Consider the following 18,245-nt stretch of genomic DNA (forward strand, 5'->3'; position numbering starts at 1 on the left):
GAGGGTGGGAAACGGCTCTCCCCGGGGCCTCGGCGTTACCGCCGCACACCGGCCGAGGTGCGTAGGACCACCTTAGCAAAGATCCCGGGAATCGCGGCATCGGGACGTGGTCAGACCTCATCGGGCGAGCTCCGTTCCGGGAGAACGGTGTCGGATACCGCGGGAAGACGCATGCGTGAGATCACGACGACGTCGACGACGAGCGAGGCGACGGCGGTGGCGAGGAGCGCGAAGAAGAACACCGGCGCGACGACCCAGTCCATCCGCAGAAGGAACAGGAAGGCGACGATCACCAGGACGAACTTCAGCAACCATCCGCCGAGCACGACGCCGAAGAAGATCTGCAACCAGGCGGGGTGTCCGTAGAAGCGGTTGGCGACCAGGATGCTGATCGCCGTCAGCGCCGGGAAGATCGCCCCGACCGCGGCGCCCACTCCCCCGCTCCACGCGCCGTTGACACCCGCGACGAGGGCGCCGACGATCACGGCGCCGACGAGGACGACGACGGTGACGACGGCCGACCAGACCAGAGCGGCGCGGAGCACCGGGGTACTGGAGACGGGGGTGGTCATGGGGACTCCTCGGGGGCAGGGCGGCGCACGAGGCGCCGCGACGGAAGCAGGGTGAGCACGATGCAGGCGACGACGCCCACGATGCCGAAAGCGATGCCGATCGCGTAGTCGCCGGGCCAGCTCTGCTGAGTACCGATGTACATCAGCAGAACCGCCAGGCTCACGACCGCGGTCCAGCTGTAGAAGATGAGGACGGCATCCCGGTCGGAATGCCCCATGTCGAGCATCCGGTGGTGCAGGTGCTTGCGATCGGGCGAGAACGGCGACTTCCCCGCCCACTGGCGCCGGATCACCGCGAGACCGAAGTCGAGCAATGGCAGCAGCACGATGACCACGGGCAACAGGATGGGGATGAAGGCACCCAGAAGCTGCGAGCGGCCGATCTTCTCGGGGTCGAGCACCGCGGGATCGAGCTGACCGGTGATCGCGATGGCGGAGCTGGCCATGAGGAGGCCGAGCATGAGAGCCCCCGCATCGCCCATGAAGAGCTTCGCGGGCGTCCAGTTCATCGGGAGGAACCCGAGACATGCCCCCACGAGGACCGCGGCGATGAACGAGGCGAGGTTGAAGTACGTACTGGCGCCGGTGTCGCGCACCAGCAGGTAGGAGTACGCGAAGAAGACCCCGTTGGCTATCAGGCACACCCCCGCGACGAGCCCGTTGAGCCCATCGATGAAGTTGACGGCGTTCATGACGACCACCAGGGCGAACACCGTGAGCAGGAAACTCACCCAGCTCGATCCGACCGTCAGAGCACCGATCGGCAGCGACAGGATCTGCAGCTGTCCGAACCAGGCGATGACGCCGGCCGCGACGAACTGTGCGCCCAGCTTGATCATCCAGTCGAGATCCCAGAGATCGTCGACCACGCCGACGATCACGATCAACAGCACCGCACCCAGGAGCGCGAGGACCGGGCCGGGGTCGGTCCAGAAGATGGCGAAGTAGGGATTGCGGCTCGACAGGGCGAAGGCTGCGACCACACCGAGGAACATGGCGACCCCGCCCAGACGCGGCGTGGGCGTCGTATGCACGTCGCGATCCCGGATGCCGGGATAGAGCCGGAACCGCAGCGCGAGCTTCCACACCACCCACGACAGCGCAAGAGTCACCGCCGCCGTGAACAGGATGGTGAGGAGGTACTGGGTCACGGCCCGGGGGCCTCGGCATCCGGGGCCGCCGTGACGGAGGCCGACGGCGTCTCGGGATCGGGCTCCAGCAGGTCGCCGAGGACCTCGCGTAGCTGCGCGCGGGAGATCGTGCCCTCGCGAAGGACCCGTACGCGGGGCTCGGCGCCGCCGACGAGCGTGGTCGCGTCGACGATGGTCGAGGCGAAGCCCCACTCGCTGGGACCGGCGTCGAGGTAGACCGCGACGCTGTCGCCGAGCATGTCGCGGGCTTCGTCGATGCCCACCGCCGCGGGCATGCCCGTGCGGTTGGCGCTGGAGACAGCCAGCGGACCGGTCTCCTCGAGCAGCTCGAGCGTGAGGTTCTGCGCGGGCATGCGGACGGCGACCGTGCCGTGCGTGTCCCCGAGGTCCCAGGACAGCGAGGGCTGGGCCGGCAGCACGATGGTCAGGCCGCCCGGCCAGAAGGCATGCACGAGATCGTCGACGGCCGGGGGCACCTCCGCGACGAGCGCACGGAGCGTGCCGACACCGGGCACCAGGACGGGCGGCGGCTGCTGACGTCCGCGCCCCTTCGCTTCGAGCAGGCCCGCGACGGCGCGCGCGTTGAACGCGTCCGCGGCGATTCCGTAGACGGTGTCGGTGGGGAGCACGACGAGTTCGCCTCGACCGATCGCCTGGCGCGCGTGGCGCATCCCGGAGAGCAGCTGCGACTCGTCACGGCAGTCGTAGACGGGTGACATGTCGCGCGACAGTCTACCGACGCCGCGCGCGTCGCGCCGTCAGGGCCGGATCGCGGTGGTGGCGCGGTCGCGTGTTGTCAGGTCGGGATGGGTCGCCGCCGCACGCCACCCGTCGGCGGTGAGGATGTCGCGGATCGCCGCGCCCTGCCACTCGCCGTGCTCGATCACGATCGTGCCACCGGGATGGGCCAGGCGCAGACCCACCCGGCTCAGCACACGCACGGCATCCAGCCCGTCGGGTCCGCCGTACAGCGCCGCCGGCGGGTCGTAGCGTCGCACCTCGGGGTCGCGCGGGATCGCGTCGTCCGGGACGTAGGGAGGGTTGGAAGCCACGACCGAGACGGTGCCGTCGAGTTCGGGGAACGCGTCGGCGAGGTCGACGAACGCGAGCGTCACGTTCTCGGCACCGATGCGGGCGACGTTCTCCTTCGCCCAGATGAATGCCTCGACGGAGTTCTCGGCGGCGAAGACCCGGGCATGCGGAACCTCCGTCGCCAGGGCGAGGGCGATCGCGGCACTGCCGGTGCCGAGGTCGACGGCGACCGGGGAGGCGGATGCCGATGCCCCGAGGGCGTCGATGGCGAGCTGCGCCACCATCTCCGTCTCGGGCCGCGGGACGAAGACGCCGGGGCCGACGGCCAGCTCCATCGAGCGGAACGGCGCGAGTCCGGTGAGGTGCTGCAGCGGCTCGCGCGCGCAGCGACGATCCACCAGCGGCGCCAGCGCCGCAGCGGCGGTGTCCGCGAGTCGGTCGCCACGGATCGCAGCCGCCTGCACGCCTCCCCGCGACGTCGAGAGGACGTGGGCGAGGAGCAGCTCGGCATCCACCAACGGGTCGGGGATCCCGGCGGACGCGAAGCGCGCGGCGGTGTCGCGGACGGCGTCGGCGACGGAGGAACGCGCGGAGGAGAAGGTCTCGGGCATGACGGGAGTCGAGCCTAGTCGCGCGACGTCACACACCGATCCCGTCCTCCGCCGCTCGCCTAGGATTGTCGCGATCCGACCTCCGGCGAAAGGCGAGCCATGCCCGGCATCCACTCCGACATCACCTCCGCGTTCGGCGACACGCCTCTGGTGCGGCTCAACCGTGTCGCGGAGGGCGCCGGGGGCCAGATCCTGGCCAAGCTCGAGTTCTACAACCCCGCCTCGAGCGTCAAGGACCGTCTCGGCATCGCGATCGTGGACGCCGCCGAGGCGTCGGGCGAGCTCAAGCCGGGCGGGACGATCGTGGAGTCCACGAGCGGCAACACCGGCATCGCCCTCGCGATGGTCGGCGCGGCCCGCGGATACAAGGTCATCCTCACCATGCCCGCTTCCATGTCGAAGGAGCGCCGCGTCCTGCTGCGGGCGTTCGGTGCCGAGCTCGTGCTCACCGACCCCACCAAGGGCATGTCGTTCGCGGTCGACGAGGCCAAGCGCATCGTCGCCGAGACGCCCGGTGCCGTGTGGGCGCGCCAGTTCGAGAACGAGGCGAACCCGGCCATCCACCGCAAGACGACCGCCGAGGAGATCCTGCGCGACACCGACGGCAAGGTCGACTATTTCGTCGCGGGCATCGGCACGGGCGGCACCATCACCGGCGTCGGGCAGGTGCTCAAGGAGCGCGTCCCCGGCGTCAAGGTCGTGGCCGTCGAACCGGCCGACTCCCCCATCCTCACCAAGGGCCACCCCGGTCCCCACAAGATCCAGGGCATCGGCCCGAACTTCGTCCCGGCGATCCTGGACCGCGACATCATCGACGAGGTCATCGACGTCGAGTTCGACGACGCCATCCGCCTCGCCCGCGAGACGGCGGCCAAGGACGGCATCCTCGTCGGCATGTCCTCCGGCGCCGCGATCTGGGCCGCCCTCGAGATCGCGCGTCGCCCCGAGGCCGAGGGCAAGAACATCGTCGTGATCATCCCCTCGTACGGCGAGCGCTACCTGTCCACCGCTCTGTACGAAGACCTCCGCGACAACTGACGTGGGGGTCCTCTCCCGTATCCGCGAGGATGTCGCGGCGGCGAAGTTCCGTGACCCGGCGGCGCGCGGCGGTCTGGAGATCGCTCTGCTGTACCCGGGCCTGCACGCGGTCTGGGCCTATCGCGTGGCTCATGGCCTGTGGGTGCGAGGGTTCCGGTTCCCGGCACGCGCGATCTCGCAGGTCGCGCGATGGCTCACGGGCATCGAGATCCACCCCGGCGCGACGATCGGACGACGCTTCTTCATCGACCACGGCATGGGGGTCGTCATCGGCGAGACGGCGGAGGTCGGCGACGACGTGATGCTGTACCACGGAGTCACCCTCGGCGGCCGACAGCGGGAGGGCGGCAAACGCCACCCGACGCTCCATGACGGCGTGGCCGTAGGGGCCGGTGCGAAGATCCTGGGCCCGATCACGATCGGCGCGCACAGCCTCGTCGGCGCGAACGCGGTCGTCACGCGCGACGCCCCACCCGAGAGCGTCCTGGTCGGAGTCCCCGCACAACCGCGGGCACGGCGGACCGACGAGGACACCCGGGCGCTTCTCACGGCGCCCGAGTACTGGATCTGAACACCCCCGCGCGGGCCCGCCATCGCCACGGACCCGCGCGAGGGCGGCTCGCTCAGACCGACAGACGGTTCTCCGCCGCGGCCAAGTGGTCGTACCCGGGGGTGCGGAGCATCTCGTGCAGGTGGCGACGCCGCACGCCCATGTTGCCGCCGTCGTACACCGGCAAGCACAGCACGTCCTGCATGATGTCGCCGAGCGGGACGCGGTCGCCGTAGGAGTCCACCCCCACGAGGCGCATCGCGTCGTAGACCGTCTGCACGGCGAGCTCCGAGTTGTAGATCTTCGACATGTTCGACAGCTCGCGATCGAGTCCCCCGGTCTTGTCGAAGTGATCGGCGGCCTTCCAGGCGAAATACCGGCCCACCTCGATCCGCGTCTTGATGTCGGCAAGCATGTACCCGGCGTTCTGATGGTCGATCACCGGCACACTGCCGGAGCGCTTCTCCGTCGAGACGAAGTCGTACGCGATCTCGAACGCGCGGCGCATCTTGCCCACCGCGGCGGCGGCGATGCTCGAGCACGTCCACGAGAACGAGCCCTTGGTCAATCCGAGACCGTCTCCGGGCGCGCCGATGAGGTTCTCGATCGGCACACGGACGTCGACGAAGTCGACGTAGGGCGAGTTGGTCGCGAGGTGACCCATCGTGTCGATGATCCCGGAGAACGTGACGCCCGGCGTGCCCTTCTCGACGACGATGATCGCGAGCGACTCGGCCGGCGGCTTCGTCTCGTCGATGCGGCAGACGACGCTGATGATGTCGGCGCCCTCGTCGTCCCAGCCCGATGCGTTGGTGGTGTACGCCTTCCGCCCGTTGATGACCCACTCGTCACCGTCCCGGACGGCGAAGGTCTGCACACCGTACTTGGGGTCCGGGTGGTCGAAGTTGGCACCTCCCGCCGCCTCGGTGAAGGCGATCGCCGCGAGAGCGGGGCTGCCGTCGACGAAGGGCGCGAGGAAGCGCTCCTTCTGCTCGGGCGTTCCCGCCGTGATGATCGGGAACGTGCCGAGACCGGTACCGAGGACGATGGTCGGGGTGTTGATCTCGATGCGCGCAAGCTCCTCGCAGGCGAGCGCGAACTGCAGGTTGCTGAAGCGGTGCCCGCCGTTCTCGGCGGGGATGAGTCCCTTGACGAAGCCCGCATCCACCATCTGCTGATAGAAGGGCTTCAGCGCGCGGAACCGCTCGAGGGCGTCGGGGATCGGTGCGATCACATCGGGGACCTGGCTCAAGACGGTCTCGGCGAACTCGCGCGCCTGCAGACGGAGACCGAGCTGCTCGTCGGAGAGGGTGAAGTCGATGGCCACGGGTGTGCTCCTGTTCGATCGGGTGAAGGTCTGGGTAGCGTCGCAACCCCGGAACGTCCGGAGATTGGATGCCCGTGCACCGCGGCGAGGACGAGAGCGCACGCGAGGGTGCCGTGAGGACTTCGTTACCCCGAGGACATACGCGACGCCGCCGAGGGAAACAGGGCGCTGCTCTGCTGTGTTCGTCGACACCCGCCGCCCCGCCGGGGCGTCATCGAGGAGTACGTCATGCAACTGTGGGACACACGCGAGAAGCCTGCAGCGGAGCAGCACGCGTATTGGCGAGAAGTCGTCTGCGCGGCTTTCACCCCGCTCCGACCGGCGGAGCGCGACAGCCGCGACGACTGGCGACAGGTCGGATTGAAGGGACGCGTCGAGAGCCGCCCCTTCGGTCAGGCGAACGGGGCCGAGATCTCCACGTGCCCGCAGATCATCCATCACGGCTCCGACGAGGTGCGCCGCGTCGACGACGAGGTCGTCTTCCTCAATCTCATGCTCGACGGACGCTGCGTCGTGTCACAGGACGGGCGCCGCACGATGTCCGGCCCCGGCACGTTCTCGATCGTCGACGCGACCCGCCCGTTCTCGCTCGACTACCTCGATTCGTGGCGCACGGTTTCGTTCCGCATCCCCGCCGGCGCGATCTCGGACCGCCTGCGGGCGGACGCCACCGCGCGCACGTTCTCCGCCGGGAGCGGCCTCGGCGCCGTCATCGGCGACACCGTGCGGTCTTCGTGGGCGCAGGCCGCCCGAATGAGCTCGAGCGAAGCGGATGCCGTGGGCGACGCCGTCACAGCGCTCACGGCGGCGCTGTCGAACGCCTCCCCCGTGGAGACCCTCACCGACATCGCCGGGGGTGACGCGGCCCTGCGTCGCAGCATCCAGCACCACCTCGAGCGCCATGTCCGCTTCGTCGACACGTCTCCCGCCGCCATCGCACGGCACTTCGCCATCTCGGTCCGCAAGCTCCATCAGCTGTACGAGAGCGAGCCCCTCACCTACGGCCAGACCGTCATGCGGCTGCGCGTTCAGGCGTGCGCGGACGAGCTCCGCGCGGAGCACGGCCGCGTGACGATGACGCACCTGGCGGCGAAGTGGGGGTTCAGCGACCTCTCGCATCTCCACCGCGCCTTCCGCCAGCACCTCGGGCAGTCACCCCGGGAGATGCTCGCGCTCGATGCCGTGGGCCCGTCGGAGCGTCGGCGCGCCGGCTGACGATCGCCCCGACGCCGTAGGCTCGAGGTATGACGCGCCTGCACGACCTGTCGCTCGTCGCACAGGTCGCGGCTCTGCGCGACGGGGCGCTGGTCCCCCGTGACCTGGTCGAGCACTACCTCGCGCGCATCGACCGTCTCGCCGGCCTCGGCGCCTTCGCGGAGGTGACACCGGATGCCGCGCGCCTGCGCGCGCAGGACCTCGCCGACGCGTCGGATCGCGGTCCGCTGTGGGGCGTTCCGCTCGCCGACAAGGATCTCGTCGCGCGGGCGGGGGTCGCGACCCGCTACGGCTCGCGCTCCCGCGTGGACGTCGTGCCCGCGGCATCCGACCCCCTCGCCGCGGCCCTCGACGCCGCGGGAGCGATCAACGTCGGGAAGACGAGCACCTCGGAGTTCGGGCTGACGGGCTTCACCGAACCGCTCATCCACGCGCCCGCGCGCGATCCGTGGCGGCCGGAGGCGGGTGCCGGAGGATCGAGTGGCGGGGCTGCGGTCGCCGTCGCCGCGGGCCTGCTTCCAGCCGCGGTCGGGTCGGACGGCGGCGGATCCATCCGTATCCCGTCCGCGACCGTCGGGGTCGTGGGGCTGAAGCCCTCGCGCGGACGCCTTCCCATCGGGTCGGGGTTCGACTCCCCCGACGGGCTGTCCGTGACCGGTCCGATCACGCGGACGGTCGAGGATGCCGGGCTGCTCCTGGACGCGCTCGTGGGCCTGGCGCCTTTCACCTACGCCACCGCAGCGCCGGGGCGCGGGCCGTTCGTCGAGGCCGCCCGTCGACGGGCTTCGGGCCTGCGTGTCGGCGTCACGACCGTCTCCCCCTGGGACGACGACGAGGACATCGCCCTCGACCCTGCGGCCCGCGCGTCCTTCGACACCGCCGCCGCATGGCTGAGCGACGCGGGACACGCCGTGACCGACGCCGACTGGCATCCGTTCGGCTATCCCGCGTTGTTCCGCGTGCTGTGGCGCGCCAGCGCGGCGAGGATCCCGCTGAGCGACACGGACATGGCCCTCGTCGAGCCGCTGACGGCGTGGCTGGTGCGGGAGGGACGGGAGCTGCCCGCGCTCGAACTCCTCGGCGGCCTCACCGCGGCGCGCGCGTTCGAGCGACGCACGATCGCGGACTTCTCCGCGTTCGACGTCGTCCTGACCCCGGCGCTCGCGCAGTCGCCGCGCCCCGTCGGCTGGTACGCCGGGCACGACCCCGAACGCACGTTCGCGATGCAGGTCGAGTACGCGCCGTACTCCAGCTTCGTCAATGTCGCGGGGCTGCCCGCGCTCACGCTGCCGGTGACCACGGATGCCACCGGCCACCCGGTCTCGGTGCAGCTGGTCGGGCGGCCCGGTGGCGAAGCGACCCTGCTGTCGCTGGGCGCGGAGCTCGAGGCCCGCCGCGGGCCGCTCCCCCACCCTCCGTCCTGGGACGCCTGAGCCCGGCGGTCACACAGGCCTGCCGCCCCGCGCACAACTCCGGCAAACCCGGCCCGCGCGCCGCCCTGCTCACCAGCGCAGACGAATCTGCCGGAGTTGTGCGGGCCGCACAGGGGCGGATGCCGGGGGCTCAGCCCTCGGACAGAGCCGCGAGCCGCGCCTCCTCGTCGGCGGTGATCGCCGACTCGATGATCGGGCCGAGGGCGCCGTCCATCACCTGATCGAGGTTGTAGGCCTTGTACCCCGTGCGGTGGTCGGCGATGCGGTTCTCGGGGAAGTTGTACGTGCGGATGCGCTCCGAACGGTCCATCCCGCGGATCTGCGAACGGCGCGCATCGGCGGCCTGCGCGTCGCGCTCCTCCTGCTGCCGGGCGAGCAGTCGGGCGCGGAGCACGCGCATGCCCGCCTCGCGGTTCTGCAGCTGCGACTTCTCGTTCTGCATCGACACGACGATGCCCGTGGGCACGTGCGTGATGCGCACCGCCGAGTCGGTCGTGTTCACCGACTGCCCCCCGGGGCCGGAGGAACGGAACACGTCGATCTTGAGATCGTTGGGGTCGATCGCGATCTCCTCCGGCTCGTCGACCTCGGGGAACACCAGCACGCCCGTCGTCGAGGTGTGGATGCGCCCCTGCGACTCGGTCGCGGGCACGCGCTGCACGCGGTGCACGCCGCCCTCGTACTTCAGGTGCGCCCACACGCCCTGCGCCGGGTCGCTGGAGGATCCCTTGATCGCGACCTGGACGTCCTTGTATCCGCCGAGGTCCGACTCGTTGCGCTCGAGGAGCTCGGTCTTCCACCCCATGGACGCCGCGTACTGCAGATACATCCGCAGCAGGTCGGCGGCGAACAGCGCGCTCTCGGCGCCGCCCTCGCCGGCCTTGATCTCCATGATCACGTCGCGGGCGTCGTCCGGGTCGCGCGGGATCAGCAGCCGCCGCAGGCGCTCCTGGCTCTCGTCGAGGCGTTCCTCGAGCGCCGGGACCTCCTCGGCGAACGCGGCGTCCTCACGCGCGAGCTCGCGCGCGGCATCCAGGTCGTCCGACGCGGACTGCCACGCCTCGTAGGCGTGCACGATCCGGTTGAGTTCCGCGTAGCGACGGTTGACGCGCTTCGCGCGTGCCGCATCGGCGTGCACGGCCGGGTCGTTCAGCTCGAGCTCGACCTGCCGGTGCTCGTCGATCAGCCCGCGAACGGACTCGAGGATGCCGGAATCCGACACGGCTCAGCGGATGCCGTTGTCGTGCCCGTTGTCTCCGCGCGCGGGAGCCGGGATCGACTTCTGCATCTGGACGAGGAACTCGACGTTGGACTGCGTCTCCTTGAGCTTGCCGAGCACGACCTCGAGTGCCTGCTGGGGATCGAGCCCCGCGAGGGCGCGCCGCAGCTTCCAGGTGATCTTGACCTCGTCGGGCGAGAGCAGCATCTCTTCGCGTCGCGTGGAGGACGCGTTGACGTCGACGGCGGGGAAGATGCGCTTGTCCGCCAGCTGACGGTTCAGGCGCAGTTCGCTGTTGCCCGTGCCCTTGAACTCCTCGAAGATCACGTCGTCCATCTTCGAGCCGGTCTCGACGAGGGCCGTCGCGAGGATCGTGAGCGATCCGCCGTTCTCGATGTTGCGCGCGGCGCCGAAGAAGCGCTTGGGCGGGTACAGCGCCGAGGCGTCGACACCGCCGGTGAGCACGCGGCCCGACGTCGGCGCCGAGAGGTTGTAGGCCCGGCCCAGGCGCGTGATCGAGTCGAGCAGCACGACGACGTCGCGGCCGAGTTCGACCAGGCGCTTCGCCCGCTCGATGGCGAGCTCGGCGACGGTGGTGTGGTCTTCCGCGGGACGGTCGAACGTCGAGGCGATGACCTCGCCCTTGACCGTTCGCTGCATGTCGGTGACCTCTTCGGGGCGCTCGTCGACGAGCACGACCATGAGGTGGACCTCGGGGTTGTTGTGCGCGATCGCGTTGGCGATCTGCTGCAGCACGATCGTCTTGCCCGCCTTCGGCGGCGCGACGATGAGTCCGCGCTGGCCCTTGCCGACCGGGGCGACCAGGTCGATCAGACGCTGCGTGAGCTTCTCGGGAGCGGTCTCCATGCGGAGGCGCTCCTGCGGGTACAGCGGCGTCAGCTTGCCGAACTCGACGCGGGCGGCGGCGTCCTCGACGGACAGACCGTTGATCGAGTCGACCTTCACCAGCGCGTTGTACTTCTGGCGGCTGGACTGCTCGCCCTCGCGCGGCTGCTTGATGCTGCCGACGACCGCGTCGCCCTTGCGCAGGTTGTACTTCTTGACCTGACCCAGCGACACGTACACGTCGCTCGGACCGGGGAGGTAGCCGGTCGTGCGGACGAAGGCGTAGTTGTCCAGGACGTCGAGGATGCCTGCGATCGGGATCAGGACGTCGTCCTCGCCGATCTCGCTCTCGAACTCGTCGCCGGTCGTCGCCTGGCCGCGACGCTTGTTGCGCTGCCGGTTGCGACCGCCCGCCTGGTTCTGCTGCTGGGCCTGCTGACCGTTCTGCGCGGGGGCCTCGGGCTCCTCGGCCGTGGCGGCCGGAGCAGGAGCCGCGGCGTCGGCGTTGTCGGACTTGTTGCGGTTGCGATTGCGTGAGCGGCTCCGGCTGCGGCTGCGCGACGGGGTCTCGGACGACTCCTCGGCGCCGTCGTTGTCGGCACCGGATGCCGTCGACTCGCCGTTCGTCTCGGCGTCGGCCTCGGCGGAGGCATCGGTGGCCTCGGCGGAGGCATCGGTGGCTTCGGCGGCGGTCGCGTCGTCCGCGGGTGCCTCGGCCGCAGCGTCGAGGGCGGGGGCGTCTTCGGCGGCGGGTGCGGGCGTCTCGGCTGGAGCGTCAGAGGTGGCCGCATCGGCGGGTGCCGCATCGGCGGGCGACTCGGCGGGGCTCTCCTCGGCGGGAGCGCTCTTGGCGCGGCGCGGAGCGCGCTTGCGGGGCGCGCGCGCCGGCTTGGCGGGGGCCTCTTCGGCTGCGGGCTGCTCGGCCGGGGCGGCCGTGGACTCTTCGGTGGCCGGGGCGGCCGCGGCTTCCTCGGCGGCGGGCTCCACGGCCGGGGTGGGCTCCTCGTCCGCAGGGGCGGCGTCGGCGGCGGATGCACCGTCGGCGGGGGCCTCCTCGGCGGCCGGCTCATCGGTGGTCGACGGCGCGTCGGCTGCCACGGCGTCATCCGCGGGGGCGTCGGTCTCGGCTTCCGGCGTCTCGGCGGCTGCCGACTCCTCCGCAGCCGGGACGGCGTCGCCCTCGGCCTCGACGGGGGTGTCGAACAGTGTGTCGTCGGCGGGAGCGGCGGACTGCTCCTCGGTCGGGTTCTCGGCGCCCTCGAGCGCGTCAACGGGCTGGGTCTCGGAGATGGACTCCACGAGTGCTCCTCAGAAATGAAACATGGTCAGATCGCGGGGTATCGCTGCAGAGCGCAGGCGACGACTCACACCAGCGGTTCGGGAGACTGCAGCCGAGACCGGGTACGCGATTTGTTGCGGATTTCGCAGGTGGTGCAGAGGCTCAGATTCGCGTGCTAGGCGGAACCCTCTGCGCGCTTCACTGTACCACCCTTGACGTCCACGGCGAGCATGAGCGCCTGCCACGGGGTGTCGACGACGGATGCGGTAAGCTCCGCCGCGGCCACGCGCTGACCCGGCCCGTCGGCGAGCACGAGGACGCTCGGCCCGGCACCGGAGACGACGGCGGCGTACCCCTCGGCCCGCAACGCGCGCACCAAGCGATCGGTTTCGGGCATGGCCTGCGCTCGATAGTTCTGGTGCAGCTTGTCCTCGGTCGCCGCCATCAGCAGTTCCGGACTCTGGGTCATCGCCGCGATCAAGAGGGCCGAACGCGAGACGTTGAACACCGCGTCCTCCCGCGGCACCTGCAGCGGCTGCAGGCTCCGCGCCACCGCCGTCGACATCGTGAAGCTCGGCACGAGCACCAGCGGTGCGACGCCGCGGTGCACGATGAGCTGCTTGTGCTGCGGTCCCGTGGCATCCATCCACGCGATCGTCAGACCGCCGAAGAGGCCCGGAGCGACGTTGTCGGGATGCCCCTCCATCTCGGTCGCCAGGCGCAGCAGGTCGACGTCGCTGAATTCGACCTCGCCGTCCAGCAGCCCCTTCGCGGCGAGGATGCCGGACACGACCGCCGCTCCCGACGAACCCATTCCGCGCCCGTGCGGGATGACGTTGTGCGCCACCAGACGCAGACCCGGGAGCTCGCGCCCGACCGACGCGTAGGTGTGCGCGATCGCGCGCACCACGAGGTGCGATGCGTCGCGCGGCACGTCGGCCGTGCCCTCCCCGGTGACCTCGATCTCGAGGCGACCGGGCTCGAGCGCCTCGACGGTCAGCTCGTCGTACACGCTCAACGCGAGTCCGAGGGTGTCGAAACCCGGACCGAGGTTGGCGCTGGTCGCCGGCACACGGACCGCGACACGGCGCCCGAGGGCTGCGGTCACTCGGCCACCGGCTTCAGGTCGAGGACCGAGGCGACCTCCGAGGTGGTCGCGTCGACGACGGTCGGCTGGACCTCGCTGCCGTCGGCCTGGCGCAACGCCCACTGGGGGTCTTTCAGGCCGTGGCCGGTGACGGTCAGCACGACCTTTGCTCCGGCGGGGACGACACCGGCCTCGGCCCGGTCGAGCAGACCGGCGACGCTGATGGCCGAGGCGGGCTCGACGAACACGCCGACCTCACCCGCGAGGATCTTCTGCGCCGCGAGGATGCGGTCGTCGTCGATCGCGCCGAACCAGCCGTCGGTGGCATCCCGGGCCTCGAGGGCGAGGTTCCACGACGCGGGGTTGCCGATGCGGATCGCGCTGGCGATCGTCTCGGGGTTCTTCACGACCTCGCCGCGCACGAGCGGCGCAGAACCGGCGGCCTGGAAACCGAACATGCGCGGCACGCGCGTCGCGACGCCACGGTCGGCCTCTTCGCGGTAGCCGCGCGAGTAGGCGGTGTAGTTCCCGGCGTTGCCGACGGGGATGAAGTGGAAGTCGGGGGCGTCGCCCAGCTGCTCGACGACCTCGTACGCCGCGGTCTTCTGCCCCTCGATGCGGTCGGGGTTGACGGAGTTGACCAGGTGCACCGGGTAGTGGTCGGCGAGCTCGCGCGCGATCTCGAGGCAGTCGTCGAAGTTCCCGCGGATCTGGATCAGACGGCCGTTGTGCGCGACGGCCTGGCTGAGCTTGCCCATCGCGATCTTGCCCTCGGGAACGAGCACCGCGGCGGTGATGCCCGCGTGGGCCGCATAGGCCGCCGCCGAGGCCGAGGTGTTGCCGGTCGAGGCGCAGATGACGGCCTTGGCGCCGTGCTCGACGGCGCGCGAGAGCGCGACGGTCATGCCGCGGTCCTTGAACGACCCGGTGGGGTTCATCCCCTCGAACTTCACCCACACGTCGGCGCCGGTGCGGCGCGAAAGAGCGGGTGCCGGGATGAGGGGCGTCCCGCCCTCGCCGAGCGTCACGACGGTGGAGGTGTCGGTGACGCCCAGCCGGTCGGCGTACTCGCGGAGGACTCCGCGCCAGACGTGTGCCATGTCAGTTCCCTTCCACGCGCAGTACGGAGACCACGCGCTCGACGACGCCGCTCGCGGCGAGACGCTGGACGGTCTCGCTCAGGTCTTGCTCGCGGGCCTGATGTGTTCCGATGACCAGACGCGCCGATCCGCCGGCGGCGGAGTCGGCATCCGGCTCGATGACGGTCTGCTCGACGGTCGCGATCGACACGCGCCCCTCGCTGAGGATGCCGGCCACCGTGGCGAGCACGCCCGGCTGATCGTCGACCTCGAGCGTGATCTGATAGCGCGTGATGACGCGACCGATCGGCACGGTGGGGAGGTTGGCGCGCGTGGATTCGCCCACACCCACGCCCCCGGCGATGTGCCGGCGCGCGGCCGAGACGACGTCGCCCAGCACGGCGGAGGCCGTCTGCACGCCGCCGGCGCCGGCACCGTAGAACATCAGGTCGCCGGCGGCCTCGGCCTGCACGAACACGGCGTTGTTCGCGCCGTGGACGCTCGCGAGGGGGTGCGACCGCTCGACCAGTGCGGGGTAGACGCGCACCGAGATCGACTCGCTCGCCTCGCCTTCGGCGGCCGCCAGTCGCTCGCACACCGCGAGCAGCTTGATGACGTAGCCGGCGTGGCGCGCGGACTCGATCATCGCGGCGTCGATCTGGGTGATGCCCTCGCGATGCACGGCATCCAGGGGAACGGCCGTATGGAACGCCAGGCTCGCCAGGATCGCGGCCTTCTGCGCGGCGTCGTAGCCCTCGACGTCGGCGGTGGGATCGGCCTCGGCGTACCCGAGCGCCTGAGCCTGCGCCAGCACGTCGGCGAAGTCGGCGCCCTCGGTGTCCATGCGGTCGAGGATGTAGTTCGTCGTGCCGTTGACGATTCCCATGATGCGCACGACCCGGTCGCCGGCGAGCGAGTCGCGCAGCGGCCGGATGATCGGGATGGCGCCCGCGGCGGCCGCCTCGTAGTAGACCTCGGCCCCGACCTGATCGGCCGCCTCGAAGATCTCGGAGCCGTGCGTGGCCAGCAGCGCCTTGTTCGCCGTGACGACGTCCGCGCCGGAGTTGATGGCCTGGAGCACCTGCGTGCGTGCCGGCTCGATCCCGCCCATGAGCTCGATGACGATGTCGGACCCGACGATGAGGGTCTCGGCGTCCGTGGTGAACAGCTCGCGCGGGAGATCGGCGTCGCGCTTGCCGTCGACGTTGCGGACGGCGATGCCGGCCAGTTCGAGGTTCGCGCCTGCCCGGTCGGCCAGTTCGGCGCGGTGCTTGAGCAGCAGGTCGGCGACCTGCGAGCCGACGGCACCGGCGCCCAGCAGCGCGACGCGCAGTGTGCGGTAGTCGGTCATTCGGTGTCTCCGTGGGATGGTGCGGCCGAGCCGCGGGACGAGGAGGAGGGGGATGCCGCGACACCCACGTCGCGGGACAGCAGGTCATCGACGGTCTCGCCGCGCACGATCACGCGCGCCTGCCCGTCGCGGACCGCGACGACGGGGGGACGCGGTGTGTAGTTGTAGTTGCTCGCGAGGGAGAAGCAGTACGCGCCGGTGGCCGGAACGGCCAGCAGATCGCCCGGAGTGACGTCGCCGGGGAGGTACTCGGCATCCACGACGATGTCGCCGGACTCGCAGTGATGCCCGACCACCCGCGACAGCGCCGGCGCCGCGGCGCTCGTGCGCGAGACGATCCTCGCCGAGAAGTCGGCGCCGTACAGGGCCGGGCGGGCGTTGTCGCTCATCCCGCCGTCGACACTGACGTAGGTGCGCTCGAGGTCCTCGCCGATCGTGACCTTCTTCACGGTTCCGACCTCGTACAGCGTCACCCCGGCCTGGCCGACGATCACACGCCCGGGCTCGCAGGCGACATCGGGCATCGGGATGCCGCGGACCGCGCACTCATCGGCGATCGCGTCGAGGATGCCCTCGGCGATGTCCTCGATCGGACGGGGGTCGTCGACCGACGTGTACGAGATGCCGAAACCGCCCCCGACGTTGAGCACGGGGATCTCTCCCCCCGCCCGCAGATCGGCGTGCAGGTCGACCAGGCGGGCAGCGGACTCGCGGAACCCGGCGGAGTCGAAGATCTGCGATCCGATGTGGGCGTGCAGTCCGACGAAGCGCAGGCTCGACAGCTCGCGGATACGGGCGACCGCCTCGGCGGCACCCTCGAGGGAGAACCCGAACTTCTGGTCTTCGTGCGCGGTGGCCAGGAACGCGTGCGTCTCGGCATGGACGCCCGTGCGGACGCGCACGAGGACCGGCTGCACCGCGCCGCGACGGTCGGCGATCGCGGCGAGGCGCTCGATCTCGATGGGACTGTCGACGACGACCGAGCCGATGCCGACCTCGACCGCCCGCTCCAGCTCCGCGACGCTCTTGTTGTTGCCGTGGAAGCCGAGGCGCGACGGGTCGGCGCCGCCGGCGAGGGCGACTTCGAGCTCTCCGCGCGTGCAGACGTCGACGGCCAGCCCCTCCTCCGTGACCCAGCGCACCACCTCGGTCGAGAGGAACGCCTTGCCGGCGTAGTAGACGCGGGACCGGATGCCATGGCGCGCGGCGGCGGCGGCGAAGGCGTCACGGGCCCGACGGGCGTGCGCGCGCACCTCGTCCTCGTCCAGGACGTACAGCGGTGTCCCGAATCGGTCGCGAAGGTCGAACACCGATACCCCGCCGACCTCGACGGAACCGTCGCCGACGCGCTGCGCCGAGGCGGGCCAGACAGGGGCGACGAGCTCGTTCGCTTCGGCCGGGGCGATGAGCCACTCGGGCACGAGCGCGGAGTGCGAGGCGGACACGGAGGAACCAATCGGGTTTTGCGGCGACGCGACGGCCGCGGATCACGGCTCCTGCCCTCGCGGGGCGTCACGCGACAGGCAGTCCTTGCAGTCTAGGGCACGGCATATGCCGCCCCCGTCCCACGTCCTCGCCGGACGCCCGTGCGGGCACCGCCGGCGCGGGGCCCGGGTGACGGCCAAGGCGCCGGCCGCACTCGTCGAGTCGGGCCCGACCCGCGTCTCTCGCGGAGCCGTCGATCAGTCGCAGGTGCCGTTCTGCTGCAGCGCCGGATCGTTGAGCAGACGGCCGTCGACGGCGAATGTCGCGACGACGTCTTGGCCCTGGACGGTCACGGAATCCAGGGCGAGCCCGGCGGGGAGGCGGTCCGCGATGCACAGGCTCCACGTCTGCAGCGCGCTGTCGGCGACGCCGCCGAGCTGACCCCGCAGCGTCTCCGCATCGACCCTGTTCCCGCCGAGGTCGAACGAGGTGGGCGTCAGGGTGAGGTCGCCGTCCGTGGCACCCGGGGTGACGGAGATCCCGACGGGGACGGGGATGCCGAACACCGAGAACTCCGTCGACAGGGTCAGATCGGGCGCGGCCGTGTCGACCGTGTCGGCCGGGAAGTTCGGGATCTGCGACAGAAGGGCGCGCACCTGATCGGGATCGAGGCGCACCGACGCCCAGCCGCCGGCTGCCGGGCCGCCACCTCGGACCGGCACGTCCTGCAGGTCGACCCGCACGTCACCGGTCAGCGGGCCCAGAGCGACGTCGGGAGCCGACACCGCGACCTCGCCCAGACGTCCGGCCGCCAGCTGCGGCAGGACGATGCCCGGAACCTCCACGTCGACCTGCTGATCGGCGGGAAGGCCGACCTGTGTGACGACGAGCGACCGCACGGTGCTCGCGACCGCCGTCCGGGCGATCACCTCGGCGGCCACGAGGACCCCCGCGATCACGACGACGACGATCGCGACGATCGCGATCGTGCGCCCGGTGCGGCGGCGGGGGTGCGCGGCATCCGTCATGA

16 protein-coding genes are annotated in these 18,245 nt (G+C 70.9%); 4 read left to right on the plus strand and 12 right to left on the minus strand.

All coding sequences use genetic code 11. From position 1 onward, the window contains the following. Positions 1-110: 110 nt before the first annotated feature. The 4 genes from LL239_RS09250 to prmC are packed head-to-tail and all read right to left on the minus strand — an operon-like array spanning position 111 to position 3,366. Positions 111-572, minus strand: a complete 462-nt coding sequence (locus tag LL239_RS09250) for a hypothetical protein (protein ID WP_228163145.1) — start codon at positions 570-572, stop codon at positions 111-113. After that, positions 569-1,723, minus strand: coding sequence for an MraY family glycosyltransferase (locus tag LL239_RS09255; RefSeq protein WP_228163146.1), 1,155 nt, complete (start codon positions 1,721-1,723; stop codon positions 569-571). Before LL239_RS09255 ends, LL239_RS09250 begins: the two co-directional genes overlap by 4 nt. After that, the gene (locus LL239_RS09260) at positions 1,720-2,442 is read right to left on the minus strand and encodes an L-threonylcarbamoyladenylate synthase (protein ID WP_228163147.1); all 723 of its coding nucleotides are present in this window, start codon (positions 2,440-2,442) and stop codon (positions 1,720-1,722) included. Before LL239_RS09260 ends, LL239_RS09255 begins: the two co-directional genes overlap by 4 nt. Before the next feature lie 39 nt (positions 2,443-2,481). Then, on the minus strand, positions 2,482-3,366 hold the full coding sequence (gene prmC / locus LL239_RS09265) for a peptide chain release factor N(5)-glutamine methyltransferase (RefSeq protein ID WP_228163148.1): 885 nt from the start codon (positions 3,364-3,366) through the stop codon (positions 2,482-2,484). 99 nt (positions 3,367-3,465) lie between these two features. On the opposite strand from prmC, the gene cysK reads away from it, so the two are divergent. Further along, positions 3,466-4,404 (plus strand): cysteine synthase A, encoded by a 939-nt coding sequence (gene cysK, locus LL239_RS09270; RefSeq protein ID WP_228163149.1) that lies wholly within the window; start codon positions 3,466-3,468, stop codon positions 4,402-4,404. Position 4,405: 1 nt separating this feature from the next. Next, positions 4,406-4,975: a serine O-acetyltransferase EpsC gene (gene epsC, locus LL239_RS09275; protein WP_228163150.1), complete on the plus strand. Its 570-nt coding sequence runs from the start codon at positions 4,406-4,408 to the stop codon at positions 4,973-4,975. A gap of 52 nt (positions 4,976-5,027) precedes the next feature. Here epsC and LL239_RS09280 read toward each other — a convergent pair whose 3' ends face one another. Next, a complete protein-coding gene (locus LL239_RS09280; protein ID WP_228163151.1) occupies positions 5,028-6,281 on the minus strand; it encodes an acyl-CoA dehydrogenase family protein in 1,254 nt (417 codons plus the stop codon). Between the two features lie 228 nt (positions 6,282-6,509). Between LL239_RS09280 and LL239_RS09285 the strand changes: the two genes are divergently transcribed. After that, positions 6,510-7,496 (plus strand): AraC-like ligand-binding domain-containing protein, encoded by a 987-nt coding sequence (locus LL239_RS09285; protein ID WP_228163152.1) that lies wholly within the window; start codon positions 6,510-6,512, stop codon positions 7,494-7,496. A 29-nt stretch (positions 7,497-7,525) separates the two neighbouring features. Next, entirely contained in the window at positions 7,526-8,929 is a 1,404-nt protein-coding gene (locus LL239_RS09290) for an amidase (RefSeq protein WP_228163153.1), read from the plus strand. Positions 8,930-9,059: 130 nt separating this feature from the next. Here the strand turns inward: LL239_RS09290 and prfA are convergent, their stop codons facing one another. The 7 genes from prfA to LL239_RS09325 all read right to left on the minus strand — a co-directional run bounded on the left by prfA (position 9,060) and on the right by LL239_RS09325 (position 18,243). Continuing rightward, positions 9,060-10,136, minus strand: a complete 1,077-nt coding sequence (prfA, locus tag LL239_RS09295; protein ID WP_228163274.1) for a peptide chain release factor 1 — start codon at positions 10,134-10,136, stop codon at positions 9,060-9,062. An 18-nt stretch (positions 10,137-10,154) separates the two neighbouring features. Further along, positions 10,155-12,293 carry a transcription termination factor Rho gene (gene rho, locus LL239_RS09300; RefSeq protein WP_228163154.1) on the minus strand — a complete coding sequence of 713 codons (2,139 nt, stop codon included), beginning with the start codon at positions 12,291-12,293 and terminating at the stop codon, positions 10,155-10,157. Positions 12,294-12,448: 155 nt separating this feature from the next. After that, a complete protein-coding gene (gene thrB / locus LL239_RS09305; RefSeq protein WP_228163155.1) occupies positions 12,449-13,381 on the minus strand; it encodes a homoserine kinase in 933 nt (310 codons plus the stop codon). Beyond that, positions 13,378-14,460, minus strand: a complete 1,083-nt coding sequence (thrC, locus tag LL239_RS09310) for a threonine synthase (RefSeq protein ID WP_228163156.1) — start codon at positions 14,458-14,460, stop codon at positions 13,378-13,380. Before thrC ends, thrB begins: the two co-directional genes overlap by 4 nt. Position 14,461: 1 nt before the next feature. Then, positions 14,462-15,790, minus strand: a complete 1,329-nt coding sequence (locus LL239_RS09315) for a homoserine dehydrogenase (RefSeq protein ID WP_228163157.1) — start codon at positions 15,788-15,790, stop codon at positions 14,462-14,464. Further along, positions 15,787-17,235, minus strand: a complete 1,449-nt coding sequence (lysA, locus tag LL239_RS09320; RefSeq protein WP_228163158.1) for a diaminopimelate decarboxylase — start codon at positions 17,233-17,235, stop codon at positions 15,787-15,789. The genes LL239_RS09315 and lysA overlap by 4 nt, the downstream gene beginning before the upstream one ends. Positions 17,236-17,472: 237 nt before the next feature. Further along, positions 17,473-18,243 carry an LmeA family phospholipid-binding protein gene (locus LL239_RS09325; protein ID WP_228163159.1) on the minus strand — a complete coding sequence of 257 codons (771 nt, stop codon included), beginning with the start codon at positions 18,241-18,243 and terminating at the stop codon, positions 17,473-17,475. Positions 18,244-18,245 lie beyond the last annotated feature (2 nt).

Source organism: Microbacterium testaceum (assembly GCF_020781835.1).
In the GTDB taxonomy this organism is placed as follows: Bacteria; Actinomycetota; Actinomycetes; order Actinomycetales; family Microbacteriaceae; genus Microbacterium; species Microbacterium testaceum_H.

Bases quoted from the DNA above. Each gene is read 5' to 3' on its own strand.
- LL239_RS09250 (WP_228163145.1), bottom strand. From the start codon at position 572: ATGACCACCCCCGTCTCCAGTACCCCGGTGCTCCGCGCCGCTCTGGTC.
- LL239_RS09260 (WP_228163147.1), bottom strand. From the start codon at position 2,442: ATGTCACCCGTCTACGACTGCCGTGACGAGTCGCAGCTGCTCTCCGGG.
- prmC (WP_228163148.1), bottom strand. From the start codon at position 3,366: ATGCCCGAGACCTTCTCCTCCGCGCGTTCCTCCGTCGCCGACGCCGTC.
- cysK (WP_228163149.1), top strand. From the start codon at position 3,466: ATGCCCGGCATCCACTCCGACATCACCTCCGCGTTCGGCGACACGCCT.
- LL239_RS09285 (WP_228163152.1), top strand. From the start codon at position 6,510: ATGCAACTGTGGGACACACGCGAGAAGCCTGCAGCGGAGCAGCACGCG.
- LL239_RS09290 (WP_228163153.1), top strand. From the start codon at position 7,526: ATGACGCGCCTGCACGACCTGTCGCTCGTCGCACAGGTCGCGGCTCTG.
- thrC (WP_228163156.1), bottom strand. From the start codon at position 14,460: ATGGCACACGTCTGGCGCGGAGTCCTCCGCGAGTACGCCGACCGGCTG.
- LL239_RS09315 (WP_228163157.1), bottom strand. From the start codon at position 15,790: ATGACCGACTACCGCACACTGCGCGTCGCGCTGCTGGGCGCCGGTGCC.
- LL239_RS09325 (WP_228163159.1), bottom strand. From the start codon at position 18,243: ATGACGGATGCCGCGCACCCCCGCCGCCGCACCGGGCGCACGATCGCG.